The sequence below is a fragment of the Rhizobium sp. S163 genome, assembly GCF_030380805.1.
Lineage (GTDB): Bacteria > Pseudomonadota > Alphaproteobacteria > Rhizobiales > Rhizobiaceae > Rhizobium.
In genome coordinates this window covers 394,846-416,735 of the sequence record NZ_JAUDSA010000038.1, presented here as the reverse complement: position 1 = coordinate 416,735, position 21,890 = coordinate 394,846, and the positions used below count along the sequence as shown (strand labels likewise).

The window sequence follows — 21,890 nt, the reverse complement described above, 5'->3', positions numbered from 1 at the left end:
TTCATCAGGCGGACGGACCGATCGATTCGGTATCGTATCAATTGGAGTGTGCCCGTGGTGGAATTCACTGAGACGATCTACGCGCTCTCCAGCGGCGCGGTTTCCGCTGGCTTGGCCGTGATCCGCATAAGCGGGCCAAGTGCTCGGAATGTAATGGACAGCATGGTCTCAGGCTCTGTCCCTGCCCGCACCACCGCGTTGCGAACGATTCGAACCCGTAACGGTGAGGTGCTGGACAATGGCCTCGTGCTGTTCTTCCAGGGACCGAACTCCTTCACCGGTGAAGACGTCGTCGAATTTCACCTGCATGGCGGCCGCGCTGTCGTAAGTGCTGTTTATAGAGAGCTGAGTTCGTTCGATGGGTTGCGACAGGCCCTGGCCGGCGAGTTTTCCCGACGCGCGTTCGAAAACGGGAAGCTTGACCTGCTGGAGATCGAAGGTCTTGCGGATCTGATTTCCGCAGAGACGGAGATGCAGCGCCGTCTTGCTCTCGAGCAAAGCTCCGGCGGGCTTTCGGCGATCTACGAAGCCTGGGCGCAGCGACTGACGCGCGGCCGCGCGTTGATCGAGGCGGAACTGGATTTCCCTGATGAGGACGATGTCCCGGGATCGGTGTCGGAGCAGGTCTGGTCGGATATGAGCGAGCTCGTCACCGAGATCCGGCGGCATCTTGGAATGGCTAAGACGGGCGAGATTATCAGAGACGGGTTCAAGGTCGTTATTGCCGGTTTGCCCAACGCTGGCAAATCAAGCCTGATGAACGCGCTTGTGAGGCGCGATATTGCGATCGTAACGGATATCGCCGGAACGACGCGCGATGTGCTTTCGACGGATCTCGACATTGATGGGTTTCTTGTCAAGCTCTACGATACCGCCGGCCTGCGAGAGACCGAGGAGCTTGTCGAGCGTGAAGGTATTCGTCGCGCGCGCACCGCGATGGAAGCCGCCGACCTGGTCATTTATATAGAGGACATGTCGGTTCCGACGGAGGACAGCGACGTTCCATCATCCGCCCTTCGCGTCGGAACGAAGGCGGATTTGCCGGCCATCTCTCCGAGTAAATACGATGTGACGATCTCGGTAGAAACGGGCGCTGGCTTGGATGAGCTGCGACAAGCCATTGGAGACCGGTTGCGCGAGATGGTCCCGCCACATTCATTGGCCATTCCCACTCGGACGCGACATAACGATTCGATAGCGGAATGTATTAAGGCAATCGAGCGGGCGATCGCTAACGATCACGTCGATCTGGATCTCAGAGCGGAAGATTTGCGCATGGCGGGCACGGCGCTTGGCCGCATTACCGGCAGGGTCGATGTCGAGAACTTGCTCGACGTTATATTTGGCGAGTTTTGCATCGGCAAATGATTCACGTGAAACACTGCCACGTTCCTGAAAAGCGTGGTTTCACGTGAAACGCCTTGACTCCCGGGGCGGCTTGCCGCATCACCGTGCGATCTCAGGAGCATTGTTATGAATACCTCACGGTTCGATGTCATCGTCATTGGTGGCGGGCACGCTGGATGCGAAGCCGCTTCCGCGGCGGCGCGCGCTGGCGCGAAGACCGCGCTCGTGACGCATAAGCGCGAGACGATCGGCGTCATGTCGTGCAATCCCGCAATCGGCGGCCTTGGCAAGGGTCATCTGGTTCGCGAGATCGACGCACTGGATGGCCTTATGGGTCGCGTGGCTGATGCCGGCGGTATCCAGTTCCGTATGCTCAATCGGAAAAAGGGCCCGGCAGTACGCGGCCCGCGCACGCAGGCAGATCGAAAGCTCTACCGCCAGGCGATGCATGCCGAAATCTCTTCGATGCCCAATCTCACGATTGTCGAGGGCGATGCCTTTGATCTGTCGATCAAGGATGGCCGCGTCTCTGGCGTCATCATGAAAGATAGCCGGATTCTTGACTCTGGCGCCGTGGTCTTGACGACCGGCACGTTCCTGCGCGGCCTCATCCATATCGGCGACACGAAGATCCCTGCGGGCCGTGTTGGCGAAGAGCCGTCGATGGGTCTTTCCAACACTTTGTTGGGAATGGGATTGCAGCTCGGTCGATTGAAGACCGGTACCCCTGCCCGGTTGGACGGGAAGACCATCGACTGGGCGGGCGTCGGCCGGCAGGGCGCCGATGATGACGCTGTTCCATTCTCTTTTATGACCGACCATATTTCTAACCCACAGATCGATTGCGGTGTCACGCGCACGACGGAAGCGACGCATCGTATCATCGTCGACAATCTCAAGCGTTCGGCGATGTATTCCGGTCAGATTGAGGGTGTTGGTCCACGCTATTGCCCGTCGATCGAGGACAAGCTTGTCAAGTTTGGCGAGCGAGATGGCCACCAGGTGTTTCTGGAGCCTGAAGGTCTCGACGACGACACAGTCTATCCGAACGGCATATCGACATCGCTTCCGGCGGAGGTCCAGGATGCTTTTATTCGGACGATACCAGGTCTTGAGCATGTCAACATTCTGCAGCCGGGCTATGCGATCGAATATGACCATGTCGACCCGCGGGAGCTCAAGCCTTCGCTCGAGGTGAAGAAACAGCCTGGCTTATTCCTGGCTGGGCAAATCAATGGCACGACAGGATATGAAGAGGCGGCAGCACAGGGTTTGGTTGCTGGGCTCAACGCCGCGCGTTTGGCCGGGCAGCAAGACGCCGTGCGCTTCAGCCGCACGGATTCCTACATTGGGGTGATGATCGATGATCTGACGTCGCGAGGCGTTGCCGAACCCTATCGGATGTTTACGTCGCGCGCCGAATACCGCCTCTCGCTACGGGCTGACAATGCGGATGTTCGTCTTACACCGCTGGCGATCTCATTGGGAATCGCTTGCCGCGCCCGTACCGATCGCTTTGAGCAATATGCATCGGCGATTGAGGCTGGCCGCGCGCTCTTGACGTCCCTCTCAGTAACACCAACCGAGGCACGGCGGTTTGGACTTAAGCTCAACCTCGATGGTCAACGCCGCACCGCTTATGAGTTGCTGGCGTTCCCTGACTTCAATCTCGAAACACTTCGGCCGGTGTGGCCTGAGTTGAGCGCAGTCGATTCGAAGGCGGGTGCTGCGCTTGAGATCGAGGCCAACTATGCGGTCTATATGGACCGGCAGCAGACTGACGTCGCTCATATCAAGCGCGATGAAGAACGCCTTATCCCTACGGATTTTGATTTTGATCGCCTGTCCGGCCTGTCGAACGAGCTTAAGCAGAAGTTGGCGAAAGCCCGTCCCTACGACGTCGCGCAGGCTTCGCGAATTGACGGAATGACGCCGGCAGCGATTTCGCTTCTGCTCGTGCACTTGCGTCGCGGCGACGTCGCCGCATAGATTGCAACCTACACTATTTGAGAGTCCTCGCATGGAATTGAACGGCCGGCGTGTTTCACGTGAAACACAGGAACGACTTGAGCATTTCGTTGGTCTTTTTCAGAAGTGGAGCAAGGCTATCAATCTTTCCGCGCCCTCCACGCTCAAGGACGCATGGGATCGGCACATTGCTGATAGCGCGCAGGTCTTTCAGCTTCAGCCAATCGCCGGAAACTGGGTCGATTTCGGTAGCGGAGGTGGCTTTCCAGGCGTGGTGACGGCCATCTTCCTCGCTGAACTCAATGACGGCTGGGTACATCTGGTCGAAAGCAACAATAAGAAGGCTGCCTTCTTGCGCACGGCGCTCAGAGAGACGGGCGCCCGTGGCTCCGTTCATCCGGTGCGTATCGAGAATGCGGCAAGGGATTTGCCGGTTTGCAATTTTGTGTCAGCTAGGGCGCTTGCGGATCTCGATAAGCTGCTGGAATTCGTCCAGCCATTCGCAACCCGTAACGATAAAATCCGCGCATACTTCCACAAAGGCCGGGATTACCGATCTGAGGTGGCAAATGCGCATGGTCGCTGGACATTTGATCTGGTAGAACACCAGAGTGCTGTCGAGATGGACTCAGTGGTTCTCGAGATTTCCAATCTACAGCATTTGGTCTAACAAATCGGGCGTTGCGACAATGGTTGCTGGACGGAATCGGATTATCACGATCGCAAATCAGAAGGGTGGCGTTGGTAAAACGACGACAGCTATCAATCTGGCAACTGCGCTAGCAGCGATCGGTGAGCGGGTTCTTATCGTGGATCTGGATCCTCAGGGTAATGCAAGCACCGGGTTGGGTATCGATCGCAAGAACCGCAGCCGATCCTCTTACGATCTCTTGATCGGTGACCACGGTATTCTTGAAGTTGTTCAAGAAACCGCTGTACCGAACCTGTTCATTGTCCCCTCCACCATGGACCTCCTGGGCATTGAGATGGAGATCGCGCAGCAGAGCGATCGTGTCTTTAAGCTCAAGAAGGCGTTGGCCGAGCGCGACGCATTCCAATTTTCCTATATTCTCGTCGATTGCCCGCCGTCATTCAATCTCTTGACCATGAATGCAATGGCGGCTGCACATTCGGTACTGGTTCCCCTGCAGTGCGAGTTTTTTGCGCTTGAGGGGTTGAGCCAGCTGCTGGAAACTGTCGACCAGGTTCGCAGGAGTGTGAACCCGCAGCTCGATATTCAGGGTATCGTGCTAACGATGTTTGATTCGAGAAATAATCTTGCGCAGCAGGTCGTGAACGACGTGCGCACGCATCTCGGCGAAAAGGTTTACCATACGTTAATCCCGCGGAATGTGCGGGTGTCCGAGGCGCCTTCCTACGGTAAGCCTGCCATTCTCTACGACCTCAAATGTGCTGGAAGCCAGGCTTATCTGCAGCTGGCTTCTGAAGTCATTCAGCGTGAACGCCAGCGCCTGGCTGCCTGAACAAGCTCTTGAATAAGTGGTGAGTACCGACATGAACGATGATGTCTCGAAGAGAAGACTGGGGCGCGGCCTCGCGGCGCTAATTGGCGAAATGGATCAGGCGGCGCCTGTTGACGCAAGTCAGCGCGCGGTCAGCGCCGATCGTTTGGTGCCCATTGAGTTCATCACGCGCAACCCACGTAACCCTCGCCGCTTCTTCGATGACGGTGAGCTTCATGATCTCGCAAGCTCGATCCGTCAGCATGGTATTGTGCAGCCGGTTGTTGTACGTACACTTTCGACCAGCCAGTATGAAATCATAGCCGGCGAAAGACGTTGGCGTGCGGCACAGTTGGCGGGTCTAGTTGAGATTCCTGTCATTGTGCGCGATGTTGATGACAAGACCGCGCTTGAGATCGCGATCGTCGAGAACGTTCAGCGATCCGATCTGAACGCATTGGAAGAAGCGCTCGGCTACGAGCAGCTGATCGCAGATTACGGCTACACACAGAACGATCTCGGCGAGATTATCGGCAAGAGCCGTAGCCATGTCGCTAACTCGCTGCGGCTCCTGAAGTTGCCGGAGCCTGTTCGTGACTTGCTCGCCGCCGGCAGCCTGTCTGCAGGTCATGCGCGCGCGCTTGTATCCACATCGGATCCAACCGTCCTGGCACGCACGATCGTTTCAAAGGGTATGTCTGTGCGCGATGCCGAGCGGCTTGCGCAGAACGATATCAAGGCGCAGTCGGAGCCGAAGCCAGCGGTCAATCCGAGGGATCAGAAGGATTCCGATACGATTGCGCTTGAGCGTACCCTCTCCGATACACTCGGATTGGACGTCGTCATCAATCACAAGGCGAATGGCGGGCAGATCCGGATCTCTTATAAGTCATTGGATCAATTGGAAGAAATCTGCCGGCTGCTTGAGCGGCGCTGATCCGGTCTATTTTCGACTAGACTGGAGCGTGGTCGATAGAAGTGTCTGCATGGCGATCGTGTCCTCCAGCGAGGCACGGCGCCTAGTCTGCAGGATGGCCGCCTGTAGGCGGGTTGTTTCACGGGCCAGCGCATCGGCCGACCATGTCCTCAGAGCCTGCTCGATGATCGGCTTGCGCTTGAAATGAAGGTGGCGCCCAAGTGTCTGCATCACCTGCGACGCCGGCGTGCGCTTCTCTTCCATTTCCGCACGCATGGCATCCATTAGCTGAAACTGCCGCAGGCATGCCTGTATGACCAGGAAAACAGATGTCCTCGATGCCGTGATCTTCTGCATGGCGTGCAGGAAGTTTCCGGAATTTCCAGTCAGGATGGCATCAACAGCGTCATCGACGGATATGGCGCTGGCGTCGCCGATGATCTCCGTGACGTGATGTTCCTCGATGACTTCAAGATTGAGGCAGTAGAGCGCAAGCTTTCTGACCTCGTTGCGCGACGCTATACGGTCGCCCCCTATCAGCTCGAACAACGCTTGGCGCGCTCCGGTCGTAATGCGAAGATTGGCGCCCGCGAGTTCGGCGTCTATCAAGCTATTCAGCGCCCGCGCGTCGTCCGCGTAGCACGGGATGGTCGCGACGCTGCGGGCGGTTTCGCTTGCCTTGCGTAGGAGCGATCCTTTCTTGAGATCGCCGGCCTCGATGATAATGAAAGTCGCCTCGGGAGGCTTCTGCGCCAAGACCTGAAGACCGTCAACGAGGTACTTCTCGTTCGCCGCGCCGCGGATCCAGATCAGCTTCTGGCCGCCGAAGAGACCGATGGCGCCTGCTTCGTCGAGCAGACGTCCCTGGTCTTTCTGGAGGTCCCCGATATCAAGTTTGATCAGGGAGAACGGGTCAGTTAGAGCGACGCCGGTCTTGCCGGCGAGCAGACCGGCGCGCTCGGACACCAGCCCGCGATCCGGGCCGTAGATGACGAATAGCTGGTAGTGGCGGGCAGATTTCTCAAGAAATCCCTCGAACTCGTGCGACTTGATCTCCGCCACTCAGTCGCTCCTCAGCGGCCAAGCGCCGCGGCGATCTCGGCGGCCACGAATTCAGCCACCTGGCGTGCGGCGCGGTCTTCGGAGTCGCGAATGGCTCGCTGCTTGGCAAATTCCTGGGCCGGGAAGTCGATGAGGGCGGTCGCCGACTGATGGCCGGCACGGATCACGTGGCCGTCCTTGTTCGACTTCAGCGTATAGTCGACGCTGACGGTCGTACGACCCGCGCGTGACTCATCCGAGGATGCGACCAGCAACGTGTCGATGACGCTTGAGCGAGCGTTCATCTCGACCTTGTAATCGGCCTTGTCCGGTTCGCCGGCGCCGCGGGAGGACAGGAAGATCAGCCGGTTGCGAACTTCCTGCTCGACGCGCGACGTTGCCTCGGAGAAGGCGATGGACGACAGCTTGCCAGCAACGCCTGACGTTTCGGAATAGAGCGGCCGAACCTGGCACGAGGCGAGAAGAACCGTGGTTGCCAGCACCGCGGTAATCCCCGCGCGGCTGGCCAGCCTGGAAGCGATATTAAACGACAATGTTCACAATCCTTTGCGGAACCACGATAATTTTCTTCGGCGCCTGGCCGTTGAGCACGCGTTTGACATCCTCCAGCGCAAGGGCGGCATCGCTGACCGTAGTTTGATCTGCGTCGCGAGAGATTGTCAATTCGGCGCGCTTCTTGCCGTTGATCTGCACGGGCAGAACGACGTCGTTTTCGACCACAAGAGCGTCATCGTATGTCGGCCACGCGGTCTGCGAGAGCAGCGTGTCGTGGCCGAGCACCGACCAGCATTCTTCCGCCAGGTGCGGTGTCATAGGTGCCACAAGCTGTACGAGGATTTCGGCGGCATCGCGCACGGCAGCACGATAAGCAGCATCGGCCTTGCCTGCTGCGACGGTCGTCAGCGGGCCGGCAATGGCGTTCACGAGCTCATAGATGCGCGCGACGGCCTTGTTGAACCACAGCTTGTCGTAGTCGTTCTGGACGGCCTTCAGCGTCTTGTGTGCCAGCTGGGAGATGGCAAGGGCCTCTCCATCCTTAGCCGGAGTCGCGGACACATCGCTCAGAGCTTCGGCAGCTTCCGAGATCAGTCGCCACAGGCGCTGGGTGAAGCGGTGGGCGCCTTCGACACCCGCTTCCGACCAGATGACGTCGCGCTCAGGCGGCGAATCCGACAGAACGAAGAAGCGGGCAGTGTCGGCGCCGTAGGAAGCAATGATGTCATCAGGATCGACGACGTTCTTCTTCGATTTCGACATCTTCTCGATCGAGCCGATGGCAATCTCTTCGTTGTTGGAGAGGAGGAACGCGCGGCGTTTGCCATCCAGTTCCTCGATCTTGATGTCAGCCGGTGCGACCCATTCGCGGGTCATGCCGGAGCCACGGCTATAGGTTTCGTGCACCACCATGCCCTGCGTGAACAGGCCCTTGAACGGCTCCTTCACATCGACATGGCCGGTTTCGCGCATGGCGCGGGTAAAGAAGCGCGAATAAAGCAGATGCAGGATCGCGTGCTCGATACCGCCAATATACTGATCGACGGGCAGCCAACGGTTGGCAGCCGCGAAATCCGTCGGCTTGCTCTCCCAAGGCGCCGTGAAGCGCGTGAAGTACCAGCTGGAATCGACGAAGGTGTCCATCGTGTCGGTTTCGCGACGAGCATCCTTGCCGCAATGCGGGCAGGCGACGTGGCGCCATGTGGGGTGCCGGTCGAGTGGGTTGCCCGGCTGATCGAAGGTGACGTCCTCCGGCAGCTTGACCGGGAGATCTTTCTTCGGCACCGGCACGACACCGCAATCCTGGCAGTGGATGACCGGGATGGGGCAGCCCCAGTAGCGCTGGCGGGAAATACCCCAGTCACGCAGGCGGAAGTTGACCTTGCGTTCGCCCTGAGGCGCGTTGCCCAGCGATGCGGACGAAAGACGGTCGGCCACAATGTTGAAGGCTTCGTCCGTCGACTTACCGTCCAGGAAGCGCGAGTTGATCATGATGCCGTCGCCATCATAGGCGGTGTCGCCGACAGCGAAGGTCGCGACGTCGCCGTCACGCGGCATGACAACGGGTATGACCGGAAGGCCGTATTTGCGGGCGAAATCGAGGTCGCGCTGATCGCCTGCCGGGCAGCCGAAGATGGCGCCCGTGCCGTAGTCCATCAGCACGAAATTGGCGATGTAGACGGGCAGCTCCCAGGAGGGGTCCAGCGGATGGCGGACACGGATGCCCGTGTCGATGCCCCGCTTTTCGGCGGTCTCGAGCGCTGCCAGCGATGTGCCGGCACGGCGGACGTCTTCGCAGAAGGCATCGATCTCGGCGTTCTTGGCCGCGGCGTCCTTGGCCAGCGGGTGATCGGCGGAAATGGCGAGGAACGAGGCGCCAAACAGGGTGTCCGGGCGCGTGGTGTAGACCGTTACCTCGGTCTCACCAGCAGGCGCGGTTTCGCCGACGATTTCCCAGCGGATCGTCATGCCCTCGGAACGGCCGATCCAGTTCTTCTGCATCAGGCGGACCTTCTCAGGCCACTGATCGAGACCATCCAAGGCGTCCAGCAAATCCTGGCTGAAGTCGGTGATCTTGAAGAACCACTGGGTCAACTCGCGCTGCTCTACAAGCGCGCCGGAGCGCCAGCCGCGGCCGTCGATAACCTGCTCGTTGGCGAGAACGGTATTGTCGACCGGGTCCCAATTGACCTTCGACTGCTTGCGGTAGACGAGACCCTTTTCCAGGAAGTCCACGAACATATGCTGCTGATGTTGGTAGTATTCGACATCGCAGGTCGCAAATTCGCGGCTCCAGTCGAGCGACAGGCCCATGGCCTTTAGCTGCGCCTTCATCGACGCGATGTTCTGGTAGGTCCAAGCGGCCGGATGAACGTTGCGCTCCATGGCGGCGTTTTCAGCCGGCATGCCGAACGCGTCCCAACCCATGGGATGCAGCACGTTGAAGCCACGGGCACGCTTGTAGCGCGCGACGACGTCGCCCATCGCATAGTTGCGGACGTGGCCCATGTGGATGCGGCCGGACGGATACGGGAACATCTCCAGCACGTAGTATTTCTCGCGCGGATCAGCGTTGTCGGTCTCGAAGACCTTCGCTTCGTTCCATTTTTTCTGCCAGCGAGGCTCGGCATCGCGCGGATTATAACGTTCGGTAGCCATGGTATTCGTATTTCCGGAAAATCAAGGGAAGTTGGTGGTGACCTTCACCATGAAACCACCGTAGCGTCAAGTTTTGCCGACGTGGTTTGGGGCCAATCAGCGCCTAGCTGCGATAATTTCGAGGCTTCGGACCTTGGCAAGGCAAGATCGGGTGTTTAGTGCATTTTCATTGTTTTCGATGATGGACCGAGGCGCAACATGGAACTTCAAGAGCGACTGGAAGAGGTTCGCGGCCGGATCGCCGCGGCGGCCCGTGAAACGGGCAGAGCAGAAGGCTCGGTGCAGCTCGTGGCCGTGTCCAAGACATTCGATGCGGATCAGATCCGCCCGGCCATCGAGGCTGGCCAGCGCGTGTTCGGTGAAAACCGGGTGCAGGAGAGCCAGGGCAAGTGGCCGGAGCTGAAGAGCGAGACGGCTGGTATCGAGCTTCATCTGATCGGACCGTTACAGTCGAACAAGGCCGGTGAAGCGGTCGCGCTCTTCGATGTCATCGAGACGGTCGATCGGGAGAAAATCGCGCGTGCGCTGGCCGATGAAATGAAGCGCCAAGGAAAGGCCCCTCGCCTGTATGTGCAGGTCAATACGGGCCTCGAGCCGCAGAAGGCCGGCATTGCGCCTGACGATACGGTGGCGTTCGTGGCGCTCTGCCGCGATGAGCTTGGTCTTTCCGTCGAAGGGCTGATGTGCATTCCGCCGGCGGATGAAAACCCGGGCCCGCATTTCGCCCTGCTGGCGAAACTGGCGAAGGCTTGTGGTGTCGAGAAGCTCTCGATGGGCATGTCGGGTGATTACGAGACAGCGGTCGCCTTCGGCGCTACCAGCGTACGGGTCGGGTCGGCCATTTTCGGCACCCGCTGATCATCGTGCCTGCTCCAGTGGTCGGCTTGAATGTTTCACGGGAAACATTGGCGATCCGCGTTACGGCGCAATTGCGAACCGGCAATAAAAAACCCCGCCAAAGCGGGGTTTTATCAATCTATCCGATCGCTTAGTAGCGATCGTCTTCGTCTTCATCCGGCGTCGAGGACTTCAGCGACTTGAGCTTCGCGAAGACGGCATCGGCGTCGATTTCCTTCTCTTCCTCACGCTCGTAGCTCGGAGCCAGGCGTTCGGTTTCGTGCGCGGACTGCAGCGTTTCGCCGAGTTCGGCAGCGGTCGGCAGCGGACGGCCCTTGGCGGCCTTCTCGACTTCCATGTCGAGGTCGATCTGGCTGCAGAGGCCGAGCGTAACCGGATCCATCGGCGTCAGGTTGGCGGCGTTCCAGTGGGTGCGCTCGCGGATCTGTTCGATGGTCGACTTGGTCGTGCCGACGAGGCGCGAAATCTGGGCGTCCTTCAGTTCCGGGTGATTGCGAACCAGCCACAGGATGGCGTTCGGACGGTCCTGGCGCTTGGAGACCGGGGTGTAGCGCGGGCCACGGCGCTTGGATTCCGGAACGCGAACCTTCGGCTCGGAAAGCTTGAGCTTGTGGGCCGGGTTCTTCTCGGCGCGTTCGATTTCGTCGCGCGACAGCTGACCGGTGGAGATCGGATCCAGGCCTTTGATGCCCTGAGCAGCTTCGCCGTCAGCGATCGCCTTCACTTCCAGAGGGTGCAATTTGCAGAACTGAGCGATCTGGTCGAAAGACAGAGCTGTGTTGTCGACGAGCCAAATAGCGGTCGCCTTCGGCATAAGCAGTTGTTGAGCCATGGATATAGTCCTTCTGTCGTCCGCGCCGGTGTCGCGGTCCGTGGGTTGTCACCACTATGTCCGGGAAATTATGCCGCTATATAACCGGAGTGACGCATAATTGCAATTGATCACGAATGAAATGACCTTTGTCTAATTGCCGGGTCGATCTGACCTGTTATGAATGCACAAAACCGCCTGTGGCAGCACTCCTGCCGCCGGCGTCCGAGTGAGGAGGAAATCGATGTCGGAGAAGATCTACCCGGTGCAAAAGCCGGTTCAGAACCATGCGCTGATCGACAAGGCCAAGTACGAGAAATGGTACGAGGAGAGCGTCGAAAACCCAGATAAGTTCTGGGGCAAGCATGGCAAGCGGATCGACTGGTTCAAGCCTTATACGAAGGTGAAGAACACCTCTTTCACCGGCAATGTGAAGATCAAGTGGTTCGAAGACGGCCAGACGAACGTCTCCTACAACTGTATCGACAGGCACCTGAAGACCAACGGCAATCAGGTCGCGATCATCTTCGAGGGTGACAACCCCTACATCGACAAGAAGATCACCTATAACGAGCTCTACGAGCATGTTTGCCGCATGGCGAACGTGCTGAAGAAGCATGGCGTCAAGAAGGGTGATCGCGTCACCATCTATATGCCGATGATCCCCGAGGCGGCCTATGCGATGCTTGCTTGTGCCCGCATCGGCGCCGTGCATTCGATCGTCTTTGGCGGCTTTTCGCCGGAAGCACTGGCGGGACGGATTGTCGACTGCGAATCAACCTTCGTCATCACCTGCGATGAGGGCGTGCGCGGCGGCAAGCCGGTTCCGCTCAAGGAAAATACCGACACGGCGATCCATATCGCCGCGCGTCAGCATGTGATCGTCGAGAAGGTTCTGGTGGTTCGCCGCACGGGCGGCAAGACGGGTTGGGCGCCGGGCCGCGACCTCTGGTATCACCAGGAAATGGCGACGGTGAAGCCGGAGTGCCCGCCCGCCAAGATGAAGGCGGAAGATCCGCTGTTCATCCTCTACACGTCGGGTTCGACGGGCAAGCCGAAGGGTGTGCTGCACACCACCGGCGGCTATCTCGTCTACGCGGCGATGACGCATGAATATGTGTTCGACTATCATCCCGGCGATATCTACTGGTGTACGGCCGATGTCGGTTGGGTCACCGGCCACTCCTATATCGTCTATGGCCCGCTAGCGAACTGCGCGACGACGCTGATGTTCGAGGGTGTTCCCAACTTTCCGGATCAGGGCCGCTTCTGGGAGGTTATCGACAAGCACAAGGTCAATATCTTCTACACAGCGCCGACGGCCATTCGCTCACTGATGGGCGCCGGCGATCATTTCGTGACACGCTCGTCGCGGTCCAGCCTACGTCTGCTTGGCACCGTTGGCGAGCCCATCAATCCCGAAGCTTGGGAATGGTACTATAACGTCGTCGGCGACAAGCGTTGCCCTGTCATCGATACCTGGTGGCAGACGGAGACGGGCGGCCACATGATCACGCCGCTGCCGGGTGCAACCGACCTGAAGCCGGGATCGGCGACCAAGCCGTTCTTCGGCGTGAAGCCGCAGCTGGTGGATAATGAAGGCAACGTGCTCGAGGGCGCGGCGGACGGAAATCTCTGCATCACCGATAGCTGGCCGGGGCAGATGCGCACGGTCTACGGCGACCACGAGCGCTTCATTCAGACCTACTTTTCGACCTACAAGGGCAAGTATTTCACCGGCGACGGCTGCCGGCGGGATGAGGACGGCTATTACTGGATTACCGGTCGCGTCGACGACGTTCTCAATGTCTCCGGCCATCGCCTTGGCACGGCCGAGGTCGAATCGGCGCTGGTGTCGCATAGCCTCGTCTCCGAGGCTGCGGTCGTCGGCTATCCGCATGCGATCAAGGGTCAGGGCATCTATTGCTATGTCACGCTGATGGCCGGCAATGAGGGTTCCGACGAGCTGCGCCAGCAGCTGATCAAGCATGTTCGCAACGAGATCGGCCCGATCGCAGCGCCCGACAAGATTCAGTTCTCGCCCGGGCTGCCGAAGACCCGGTCGGGCAAGATCATGCGACGCATCCTGCGCAAGATCGCCGAGGATGATTTTGGCTCGTTGGGCGATACGTCGACGCTGGCTGATCCGGCTGTGGTCGATGACCTGATCGCCAACAGGCAGAACAAGGCGGCTGCCTGATATTGGCTGGTAGTGAGACGCCGCTTCGGGAAACCGGAGCGGCCTTAATCTTGATCGGGGCACGGCGCCTTCTGCTTCCGGCCACCGTCATAGGCAACGGCGATCCCCTCGCCCAGCATATACTGAGCCGGATTCCGTCCATCGGAGAGCGTGACGTCGGCCAGGATGCGGCCGAAATATTTGTCGCCGGAAATTCGGGTCAGCTGCACTTGCGGCGAACCATCGGTCAAGTTTTCCAACATCTGACGGGCATCTATTGCCGCGCGTCTGACCGCGCCGCATTTCGAGTGCATCTCAGGCGTATCGATGCCGCGAATGCGGACATAGACTTCCACGTCTGCTGCGGCCACGGACGGGCCGCGACCAACAAGGTGTCTCCATCGATCACCCGCAGGATTTCAGCCGATACGGGTCCAGCGATCTCGTCGCGCGCGAAAGCCGGCACCGAAAGTGGCGCGATGGTCGCTAGTGATATGAGGGCGCGCGTGAACATATAAGGAATAAATTCCGATAATCACGCGAAGTCAATAGGAATATTTACTTAGAAGTCGATCGCGCGACCGTTGATTTCCCAATCGCCGAAGCGGGCCGGATCGGCGCCCCCTCGCCCACCGATCTCGGTCGGCATATCGTTCGGCTGTTCGTTGCGGCGACGCTCCTCAGCTTCGGCAAGCGCACGCTTGGCGGCGGGTGAAAGCATCTTGCGCGGACGCTCCGTGCCTTCCTCGGCCAGAGCCTCGATATTGTCGTTGTCCGCTTCCTGCATCACGCACGCCCGCTTGAAAATATTGAAAATGGCCGATGAATAACCAGATTATAGGACGCCGACGCGGCGATTGAAACCCTTTGAGCGCAAACGACGCTCGCCTGAAATGGAGATGATGATGAACCTTGTCCGTACTGCCATGTTGCTTGCCTTCATGACGGCACTGTTCATGGTCGTCGGGTTCATGATCGGTGGCCGCAGCGGCATGATGATCGCGTTCCTGGCTGCGGCCGGCATGAACTTCTTCTCCTACTGGAATTCCGACCGCATGGTGCTTTCGGCTTACCGTGCCCAGGAGATCGATGAGCGCAACGCGCCGGAGTTCTTCAACATCATCCGCGATCTCTCGCATAATGCCGGTCTGCCGATGCCGAAGGTCTATCTCTACGACAGCCCGCAGCCGAACGCTTTCGCAACAGGCCGCAACCCCGAGAATGCCGCGGTGGCGGCATCGACGGGCCTGTTGAGCGCGCTGTCGCCGGAAGAGGTTGCAGGCGTCATGGCGCACGAGCTCGCGCACGTTCAAAACCGCGACACGCTGACGATGACGATTACGGCAACGCTTGCCGGCGCCATTTCGATGCTCGGCAATTTCGCCTTCTTCTTCGGCGGCAACCGCGAGAACAACAACAATCCGCTCGGCTTTGTCGGCGTTCTGCTGGCGATGATCGTCGCGCCGATGGCCGCCATGCTGGTGCAGATGGCGATCAGCCGTACGCGCGAATATTCCGCCGACCGGCGCGGCGCCGAGATTTGCGGCAACCCGCTGTGGCTGGCCTCCGCACTTGGCAAGATCGCCCGTGGTGCCTCGAATATTCCGAACTACGACGCGGAGCGTAATCCGGCGACAGCGCACATGTTCATCATCAATCCGTTGACCGGTGCGGGCATGGACAACCTGTTTTCCACCCACCCAAATACGGAAAACCGCATCGCCGCGCTGCAGGAAATGGCACGAGGCGGCATGAATAACTCGACGTCGTCGGCTCGTGCTGCTAATCCCGTGCGCAAATCGCGCTCAGTTCCGGATGCCGGCCTTGGCCGCGGTGGCTCGCAACCGCCAAAGGGTCCCTGGTCTTGAGTTCAGACGGTAAGAAAAAGCCATTTCGCAAACCAAAGTCGTCCGCCCCTGTCAAGCCAGGCCTGCAGGCGCGTGCCGCTGCCTCGAAGATCCTGGCCGCCGTTATCGACCGCAAGCTCTCGCTTGATGGCGCGCTCGATCATGAACATGGCAATCCGGCTTACAAGGCGTTGGCTGATGACGACCGTGGTCTCGTCCGCGCAATTCTGAACACCACGCTGCGTCACCTGCCCCGCATCGAGGCGGCCGTGTCATCCCTGCTGGAATCGCCCTTGCCCGAGGGTGCGCGCTCGCTGCAGCACGTGCTCTCGATCGCCGCCGCGCAGATCCTCTACCTCGACGTTCCCGATCATGCGGCGGTCGACATTGCCGTCGAGCAGGCCAATCTCGACCCGAGAAACCGGCGCTTCGCCAAGCTGGTCAACGCCGTGCTCCGTCGCCTGGGGCGCGAGAAGGAAGAGATCCTTCGCCAGATCGACGACATTCCGTCGATGCCCGCTTGGTTTCTTGAGCGATTGGAGAAGGCCTACGGCCGTGAAGCGGCGCGGGCGATCTCGGATTCCCAGCTGCAGCCCGCTGCCATCGACCTGACGGTAAAATCGGACGCTGAGGCCTGGGCTGAGAAGCTGAACGGTGTCGTGCTGCCGACCGGCGGGGTCCGGCTTGCCGCATTTGACGGCTCCATTCCGTCTCTCGAAGGTTTCGACGAGGGATTGTGGTGGGTGCAGGACGCAGCAGCGAGCATTCCGGCGCAGCTGTTCGGTGATCTGTCCGGCAAGCGTGTCGCGGATCTCTGCGCCGCTCCTGGCGGCAAGACCGCGCAGCTGATCCTGGCGGGCGGCAAGGTGACCGCCGTCGAGCAGTCTGAAAACCGCATCAAGCGCCTGCGCTCGAACCTTGATCGTCTCCAGCTGTCGGCGGAAACGATGGCGCAGGATCTGACCAAGTTCACCCCTGATGAGCTCTTCGACGCTATCCTGCTAGACGCGCCCTGCTCTTCCACCGGCACGACGCGGCGGCATCCCGACGTGCTCTGGACCAAGGGGCCGGAAGATATCGCAAAGCTCGCCGCGCTGCAGGAGCGTCTGTTGCGCCATGCGCTGCGGTTGCTGAAGCCTGATGGCACGATCGTGTTTTCCAACTGCTCGCTTGATCCGAGCGAGGGTGAAGAGGTCGTGGCGCGGGTGCTCAAGGACACCAAAGGATTCGAGCGCGTGGCGATCGAGCCGAGCCGTTGGCCCGGGCTTGAAGAGGCGATCAGCCCGCTTGGCGAATTCCGCACCACACCCGACATGCTGAAGCTACCGGCCGGTTTCGCGCCGGGCCTTGACGGTTTTTATGCGGCCGTGTTGCGCCGTGTTGCCTGATCGAAGAGCAACTGGCATAGTTAAGCATTGTTGCAGAATCATCGACGGTCAGTGCCGTTTCCGGACTTGTCCATCCAATCCTAACGATATGGGTCAATAGACAATCGAAATGCGGTCCGGACGGTTTTCAGGTCTTTACCTGCGGGAGGCTTGGCGGCGGGTACTTTGCCGTGCTGCACTTCTGCGCCTCAAGTTGTTTCGCCACACGGTCTATGTGCCCGAGCGGCTGATCGTGGCGCCGACGGATCTGAGGCCCGTCGATTCGCATGTCGCCGAGGAAATCATCAACGGTCGCTTCCCGCTTGCCGGCCGCATGCTGGAGACGGGCGGAAAGTCGCCGTTTACGCTGAGCCTCCCTTCGCGCTCCTTCGCCATCAGCCTGCACGGCTTTGGCTGGCTGCGCCATATGCGCTCCAAGAAGAACGATCTGCATTCCAACGTCGCCCGCGCGATCGTCAATAGCTGGCTGTCCATTCACGGCGGCCGGATGGAAGGCATTGCCTGGGAGATCGATGTTACGGCAACGCGCGTCATTGCGTGGTTGTCGCATTCGCCGGTGGTGCTGCAGAATGCCGATCGCGGCTTCTATCGGCGCTTCGTGCGCTCGCTTGCGTTTCAGGTTCGCTTCCTGCGCCGCATGGCGCGCTATGCGCCGCCGGGAGAGGTCCGTTTTCGGGTGCGCCTTGCGCTTGCGATGGCCTCGATCTCCATGCCGGTGCGCGCCAGCGTGATCCGCAAATCCTCCGAAGCGCTCGATTTCGAGTTTGATAGCCAGATTCTGCCGGATGGCGGGCACGTGTCGCGCAATCCGCGCGTCGCGCTGGAGCTCCTGCTCGATCTGCTGCCGTTGCGGCAGACCTATATCAATCTCGGCCACGATCTGCCGCAGAAGCTGATATCCGGCATCGATCGCATGTATCCGGCGCTGCGCTTCTTCCGTCACCAGGATGGCGATCTCGCTCTGTTCAACGGCGCGACCTCGACCTCGGCGAATGAAATCGTTTCGCTGCTGCGCTACGATGAGACGGCGGGCGAGCCGTTCAAGGCGATGCCGCATTCGCGTTACCAGCGGCTGGCGGCCGGGCGTACCGTCGTCATCGCCGATACCGGCCTTCCGCCTGCTGGTAACCTCTCGCGTACTGTTCATGCCGGATGCCTGTCCTTCGAGATGTCATCAGGCCGGCATCGTTTCATCGTGAATTCGGGCTCGCCGAAATTCGCCGGCAACCGTTATGTGCAGGTCGCGCGCACCACGGCGGCGCATACGACCGTGACGCTCAACGATACGTCCTCTAGCCGTTTCGCGTCTTCCGACTTCCTGGCCCATCTGATCACCGATCCAGTGAAGACGGTTCAGGTCGATCGTGTGGTGGCGGATGACGGCCGCGATGTCGTCAAGGCCAGCCACGACGGCTATCTGAAGGAGTTCGGCGTCCTGCACGAGCGTGAGCTAACCTTGAACGCCACCGGTTCGATCATGACCGGGCTCGATCGCCTTGCTGTTTCGGAAGAGCGCAGGGGTGAGGGCGAACTGCAGGCCGTGGCACGTTTTCACGCTCATCCGTCGATCAATCTGAAACAGATGGACCGGGAGTCCATCCTGATGACGGCGCCGGATGGCGAGAGCTGGCTGTTCTCCTCGCCCGGTAACACGGTCGAGATTGCCGAGGACGTGTTCTTTGCCGATGCCTCCGGCATCTGCGCGTCGGATCAGATGGAAATCAGCTTCGCCTATCCGGAAAAGCCGGAAATACGGTGGTTTTTGTCCCGCAGAAGCTAGCGGCTGTTTTCGCCGACGCAAAGCTGTGCTAACGCGGCGCCATATTCCGCGCACCTCGCCGGATGTCTCCCGAAGATCGAACGGAGAAGCCACATGGCCGTTGTTTCCAAGAAAATCCCCGCCCCCGACAAGGTTGCCGTCAAGACCGCCTTGCTCTCCGTGTCCGACAAGACCGGGATCGTTGACCTCGCGCGCGCGCTTGCCGAAAAGGGCGTCCGGCTGCTGTCGACCGGCGGCACCCACAAGGCGATCGCGGCCGCCGGCCTCGATGTTACCGACGTTTCCGACGTCACGGGCTTTCCGGAGATCATGGACGGCCGCGTGAAGACGCTGCATCCCAAGGTTCACGGCGGTCTGCTGGCGATCCGCGACGATGCCGAGCACCAGGAAGCGATGAAGGCGCATGGTATCGATGGCATCGATCTCGCCGTCATCAATCTCTATCCGTTCGAGGATGTGCGCGCGGCGGGTGGCGATTATCCGACGACCGTCGAGAATATCGACATCGGTGGCCCGGCGATGATCCGCGCCTCGGCCAAGAACCATGCTTATGTGGCGATCCTGACCGATCCGGCTGACTATCCGGAGCTTCTCGAGCAGCTTTCGTCCGATGCCGGCCAGACCAGCTATGCCTTCCGCCAGCGCCTTGCGGCCAAGGCCTACGCGCGCACGGCCGCCTACGACGCGATGATCTCCAACTGGTTCGCAGAGGCGCTGTCGATCGACACGCCGCGTCACCGGGTCATCGGCGGCATGTTGAAGGAAGAGATGCGCTACGGCGAAAACCCGCACCAGACGGCCGGCTTCTACGTGACCGGCGAGAACCGCCCGGGCGTTGCCACGGCAACGCTTCTGCAAGGCAAGCAGCTCTCCTATAACAATATCAACGACACGGACGGCGCCTTCGAGCTGATCGGCGAGTTCTCGCCCGAGAAGACCGGCCCGGCCTGCGCGATCATCAAGCATGCCAATCCATGCGGCGTTGCCACCGGTCCGACGCTGAAGGACGCCTATCTCCGAGCACTCGCATGCGACAGCACGTCCGCCTTCGGCGGCATCATCGCGCTCAACCAGCTGCTCGATGCCGAGACGGCGGAAGAGATCGTCAAGCTGTTTACCGAAGTCATCATCGCGCCCGAGGTGACGGAAGAAGCCAAGGCGGTCATCGCGGCTAAGAAGAACCTGCGCCTACTCGTCACCGGCGGCCTGCCCGACCCGCGCTCGCGCGGCATCACGGCGAAGACCGTGGCCGGCGGCCTGCTGGTGCAGAGCCGTGACAACGGCATGATCGATGATATCGAGCTCAAGGTCGTCACCAATCGTCAGCCGACGGCGCAGGAACTGGTGGATCTGAAATTCGCCTATACGGTTGCCAAGCACGTCAAGTCGAATGCCATCGTTTATGCCAAGGACGGCCAGACGGCAGGAATCGGCGCCGGCCAGATGAGCCGCATCGATTCCGCCCGGATCGCCGCGCTGAAGGCTGAAGATGCCGCCAAGGCAATGGGCTGGGCCGAGCCGATGACCAAGGGCTCCGCCGTTGCTTCGGAAGCCTTCTTCCCGTTCGCTGATGGGTTGCTGTCGGCGATTGCCGCCGGTGCCACTGCCGTCGTCCAGCCGGGCGGCTCGATGCGCGACCAGGAAGTGATCGACGCGGCGAACGAGCACAATGTGGCGATGGTCTTCACCGGCATGCGCCACTTCCGCCACTAAACATTGAAGAGAACGGCTACGCCCTATCCGCTGGATAGGGCGTCCGGATCAACAGGATCAGCCCGCCGGCCAGAAACAGCACGAGCGTGGCCATGCCGAGATGCGACGAGCCTGTCGCATAGGTGACGATCGAAAACAAAAGCGTCGCCATGAAGCTGGTTGCCCGGCCCGAGAGCGCGTAAATGCCGAAATAGCGGCCGGCCTCATTAAGGCTGACGCTGCGCGCCAGATAAGAGCGCGACGAGGCCTGCACCGGGCCGAACGCCAGGCCGATCAGCAGGCCGTAGCCGATATAGGCCTTCTCCGCCACGGTGCCGAACAGACCGCCTGAATCCACTGTCGGAAGCGGCACCAGCCCAAAGAGTGTGTAGCCGGGTTCGGTCGATACGATGCCGAAGGTCGCCAAGAGCAGCAAGGTCAGGCTGATGACGATGGTTGCCTTCGAGCCGATGCGCGCGTCGATCCGCCCGGCGATGATGCAGCCGAAAATCGCCACCACATTAAGAATGATGCCGTAGATGCCGATCTCGATGGTTGCCCAGCCAAACATGCCTGCCGCGAAGGCGCCACCAAGGATCAGCAGGCCGTTGACGCCGTCCTGGTAGATCATGCGGGCGACGAGAAAGCGTAGCAGAGGGCGGCGCTCCTTGAGTTCCGCGAGCGTGTGCCTGACTTCGCGCAGCCCGGAGCGGACGGCGGCGGCGAAGGGAAGGCCGCCTTTCACATCAGGCGTGAACAGAAACATCGGCAGTACGAAAATCAGATACCACACGGCCGAGATCGGGCCGGCGATGCGCGCATCTTCGCCCGTGTGCGGATCAAGGCCGAAGAGCGGGTCGAGGCCGAGGATGGTCTTGCCGGTCTCGGGACTTCCGGCAAGCAGCGCCACCACCGCGATCAGCACGATCATCCCGCCAAGATAGCCGAGGCCCCAGGCGGTGTTGGACAGCCGGCCGACTTCGTCCTTTCCGACGAGGCGCGGCATCATGGAATCGTTGAAGACGATCGAGAATTCCGCGGCGATCGACGCCAGGATCATGAAGATCACCGGATAGATGACCGGTGAACCGGGTGCCGCGAACCAGAGGCAGCAGAGGCTGGCGATCTTGATGACGGCGAAGAAGCCGATCCACGGCTTTCGCCCGCCGGACTGATCGGCGATCGAACCGAGAATGGGCGAGAGAATGGCGATGATCACCGAGGAGATCGTCGCCATGTTGCTCCAGAGCGTTTGTGCGGAGACCGGATCGGCCGTCAGCCTGGCCACGAAGTAGGGGCCGAAGATGAAGGTGGTGACGACGGTGAAGAAGGGTTGCGCCGCCCAGTCGAAGAACATCCAGCCCCAGATGCCGCTGCGCGTGGCGCGCTGGGGCTGTGTTCCCGTCCAGTCAATGCGATTCACCGG

At 60.2% G+C, this 21,890-nt stretch carries 18 protein-coding genes; 11 read left to right on the top strand and 7 right to left on the bottom strand.

Annotated elements, in window-relative coordinates; genetic code table 11:
* Positions 1 to 54: 54 nt before the first annotated feature.
* The 5 genes from mnmE to QTL96_RS30915 all read left to right on the top strand — a co-directional run bounded on the left by mnmE (position 55) and on the right by QTL96_RS30915 (position 5,715).
* Complete coding sequence (gene mnmE / locus QTL96_RS30935; RefSeq protein ID WP_289730459.1) at positions 55 to 1,368, top strand: tRNA uridine-5-carboxymethylaminomethyl(34) synthesis GTPase MnmE; 1,314 nt, start codon at positions 55 to 57, stop codon at positions 1,366 to 1,368.
* 105 nt (positions 1,369 to 1,473) lie between these two features.
* Positions 1,474 to 3,336 (top strand): tRNA uridine-5-carboxymethylaminomethyl(34) synthesis enzyme MnmG, encoded by a 1,863-nt coding sequence (gene mnmG / locus QTL96_RS30930; protein ID WP_289730408.1) that lies wholly within the window; start codon positions 1,474 to 1,476, stop codon positions 3,334 to 3,336.
* A 31-nt stretch (positions 3,337 to 3,367) separates the two neighbouring features.
* Positions 3,368 to 3,985, top strand: a complete 618-nt coding sequence (gene rsmG, locus QTL96_RS30925) for a 16S rRNA (guanine(527)-N(7))-methyltransferase RsmG (RefSeq protein WP_289730407.1) — start codon at positions 3,368 to 3,370, stop codon at positions 3,983 to 3,985.
* A gap of 19 nt (positions 3,986 to 4,004) precedes the next feature.
* Positions 4,005 to 4,799, top strand: coding sequence for a ParA family protein (locus QTL96_RS30920; protein ID WP_018901111.1), 795 nt, complete (start codon positions 4,005 to 4,007; stop codon positions 4,797 to 4,799).
* Positions 4,800 to 4,830: 31 nt separating this feature from the next.
* Positions 4,831 to 5,715: a ParB/RepB/Spo0J family partition protein gene (locus tag QTL96_RS30915; RefSeq protein WP_289730406.1), complete on the top strand. Its 885-nt coding sequence runs from the start codon at positions 4,831 to 4,833 to the stop codon at positions 5,713 to 5,715.
* Between the two features lie 6 nt (positions 5,716 to 5,721).
* On the opposite strand, the gene holA is transcribed toward QTL96_RS30915, so the two are convergent.
* Genes holA through leuS form a run of 3 tightly spaced genes read right to left on the bottom strand, consistent with a single transcriptional unit; the run spans position 5,722 to position 9,909 of the window.
* A complete protein-coding gene (gene holA, locus QTL96_RS30910; protein WP_289730405.1) occupies positions 5,722 to 6,756 on the bottom strand; it encodes a DNA polymerase III subunit delta in 1,035 nt (344 codons plus the stop codon).
* An 11-nt stretch (positions 6,757 to 6,767) separates the two neighbouring features.
* Entirely contained in the window at positions 6,768 to 7,289 is a 522-nt protein-coding gene (gene lptE, locus QTL96_RS30905; RefSeq protein ID WP_289730404.1) for an LPS assembly lipoprotein LptE, read from the bottom strand.
* Positions 7,279 to 9,909 (bottom strand): leucine--tRNA ligase, encoded by a 2,631-nt coding sequence (gene leuS, locus QTL96_RS30900; protein ID WP_289730403.1) that lies wholly within the window; start codon positions 9,907 to 9,909, stop codon positions 7,279 to 7,281. The genes lptE and leuS overlap by 11 nt, the downstream gene beginning before the upstream one ends.
* A 198-nt stretch (positions 9,910 to 10,107) precedes the next feature.
* Here leuS and QTL96_RS30895 point away from each other — a divergent pair, with 198 nt between their 5' ends.
* Positions 10,108 to 10,767: a YggS family pyridoxal phosphate-dependent enzyme gene (locus QTL96_RS30895; protein ID WP_289730402.1), complete on the top strand. Its 660-nt coding sequence runs from the start codon at positions 10,108 to 10,110 to the stop codon at positions 10,765 to 10,767.
* A 130-nt stretch (positions 10,768 to 10,897) separates the two neighbouring features.
* Here QTL96_RS30895 and QTL96_RS30890 read toward each other — a convergent pair whose 3' ends face one another.
* Positions 10,898 to 11,599 carry a DUF1013 domain-containing protein gene (locus QTL96_RS30890; protein ID WP_026283466.1) on the bottom strand — a complete coding sequence of 234 codons (702 nt, stop codon included), beginning with the start codon at positions 11,597 to 11,599 and terminating at the stop codon, positions 10,898 to 10,900.
* A gap of 223 nt (positions 11,600 to 11,822) precedes the next feature.
* On the opposite strand from QTL96_RS30890, the gene acs reads away from it, so the two are divergent.
* Complete coding sequence (acs, locus tag QTL96_RS30885) at positions 11,823 to 13,778, top strand: acetate--CoA ligase (RefSeq protein WP_112980303.1); 1,956 nt, start codon at positions 11,823 to 11,825, stop codon at positions 13,776 to 13,778.
* Positions 13,779 to 13,822: 44 nt separating this feature from the next.
* On the opposite strand, the gene QTL96_RS30880 is transcribed toward acs, so the two are convergent.
* Together QTL96_RS30880 and QTL96_RS30875 are read right to left on the bottom strand one after the other, a co-directional pair.
* Complete coding sequence (locus QTL96_RS30880; RefSeq protein WP_289730401.1) at positions 13,823 to 14,128, bottom strand: thermonuclease family protein; 306 nt, start codon at positions 14,126 to 14,128, stop codon at positions 13,823 to 13,825.
* 191 nt (positions 14,129 to 14,319) lie between these two features.
* Positions 14,320 to 14,544: a DUF1674 domain-containing protein gene (locus QTL96_RS30875; RefSeq protein ID WP_289730400.1), complete on the bottom strand. Its 225-nt coding sequence runs from the start codon at positions 14,542 to 14,544 to the stop codon at positions 14,320 to 14,322.
* A gap of 118 nt (positions 14,545 to 14,662) precedes the next feature.
* On the opposite strand from QTL96_RS30875, the gene htpX reads away from it, so the two are divergent.
* The 4 genes from htpX to purH all read left to right on the top strand — a co-directional run bounded on the left by htpX (position 14,663) and on the right by purH (position 20,485).
* Complete coding sequence (gene htpX / locus QTL96_RS30870; RefSeq protein WP_289730399.1) at positions 14,663 to 15,625, top strand: zinc metalloprotease HtpX; 963 nt, start codon at positions 14,663 to 14,665, stop codon at positions 15,623 to 15,625.
* Complete coding sequence (locus QTL96_RS30865) at positions 15,622 to 16,992, top strand: RsmB/NOP family class I SAM-dependent RNA methyltransferase (RefSeq protein WP_289730398.1); 1,371 nt, start codon at positions 15,622 to 15,624, stop codon at positions 16,990 to 16,992. The genes htpX and QTL96_RS30865 overlap by 4 nt, the downstream gene beginning before the upstream one ends.
* A gap of 109 nt (positions 16,993 to 17,101) precedes the next feature.
* A complete protein-coding gene (locus QTL96_RS30860) occupies positions 17,102 to 18,772 on the top strand; it encodes a heparinase II/III family protein (RefSeq protein ID WP_289730397.1) in 1,671 nt (556 codons plus the stop codon).
* Positions 18,773 to 18,865: 93 nt separating this feature from the next.
* The gene (purH, locus tag QTL96_RS30855) at positions 18,866 to 20,485 is read left to right on the top strand and encodes a bifunctional phosphoribosylaminoimidazolecarboxamide formyltransferase/IMP cyclohydrolase (protein WP_289730396.1); all 1,620 of its coding nucleotides are present in this window, start codon (positions 18,866 to 18,868) and stop codon (positions 20,483 to 20,485) included.
* A gap of 16 nt (positions 20,486 to 20,501) precedes the next feature.
* Here purH and QTL96_RS30850 read toward each other — a convergent pair whose 3' ends face one another.
* Complete coding sequence (locus QTL96_RS30850) at positions 20,502 to 21,887, bottom strand: MFS transporter (protein WP_289730395.1); 1,386 nt, start codon at positions 21,885 to 21,887, stop codon at positions 20,502 to 20,504.
* Positions 21,888 to 21,890 lie beyond the last annotated feature (3 nt).

Bases quoted from the DNA above. Each gene is read 5' to 3' on its own strand.
- rsmG (WP_289730407.1), top strand. From the start codon at position 3,368: ATGGAATTGAACGGCCGGCGTGTTTCACGTGAAACACAGGAACGACTT.
- mnmG (WP_289730408.1), top strand. From the start codon at position 1,474: ATGAATACCTCACGGTTCGATGTCATCGTCATTGGTGGCGGGCACGCT.
- acs (WP_112980303.1), top strand. From the start codon at position 11,823: ATGTCGGAGAAGATCTACCCGGTGCAAAAGCCGGTTCAGAACCATGCG.
- purH (WP_289730396.1), top strand. From the start codon at position 18,866: ATGGCCGTTGTTTCCAAGAAAATCCCCGCCCCCGACAAGGTTGCCGTC.
- QTL96_RS30895 (WP_289730402.1), top strand. From the start codon at position 10,108: ATGGAACTTCAAGAGCGACTGGAAGAGGTTCGCGGCCGGATCGCCGCG.
- htpX (WP_289730399.1), top strand. From the start codon at position 14,663: ATGAACCTTGTCCGTACTGCCATGTTGCTTGCCTTCATGACGGCACTG.
- QTL96_RS30875 (WP_289730400.1), bottom strand. From the start codon at position 14,544: ATGCAGGAAGCGGACAACGACAATATCGAGGCTCTGGCCGAGGAAGGC.
- QTL96_RS30915 (WP_289730406.1), top strand. From the start codon at position 4,831: ATGAACGATGATGTCTCGAAGAGAAGACTGGGGCGCGGCCTCGCGGCG.
- QTL96_RS30920 (WP_018901111.1), top strand. From the start codon at position 4,005: ATGGTTGCTGGACGGAATCGGATTATCACGATCGCAAATCAGAAGGGT.
- QTL96_RS30860 (WP_289730397.1), top strand. From the start codon at position 17,102: ATGCGGTCCGGACGGTTTTCAGGTCTTTACCTGCGGGAGGCTTGGCGG.
- QTL96_RS30890 (WP_026283466.1), bottom strand. From the start codon at position 11,599: ATGGCTCAACAACTGCTTATGCCGAAGGCGACCGCTATTTGGCTCGTC.
- leuS (WP_289730403.1), bottom strand. From the start codon at position 9,909: ATGGCTACCGAACGTTATAATCCGCGCGATGCCGAGCCTCGCTGGCAG.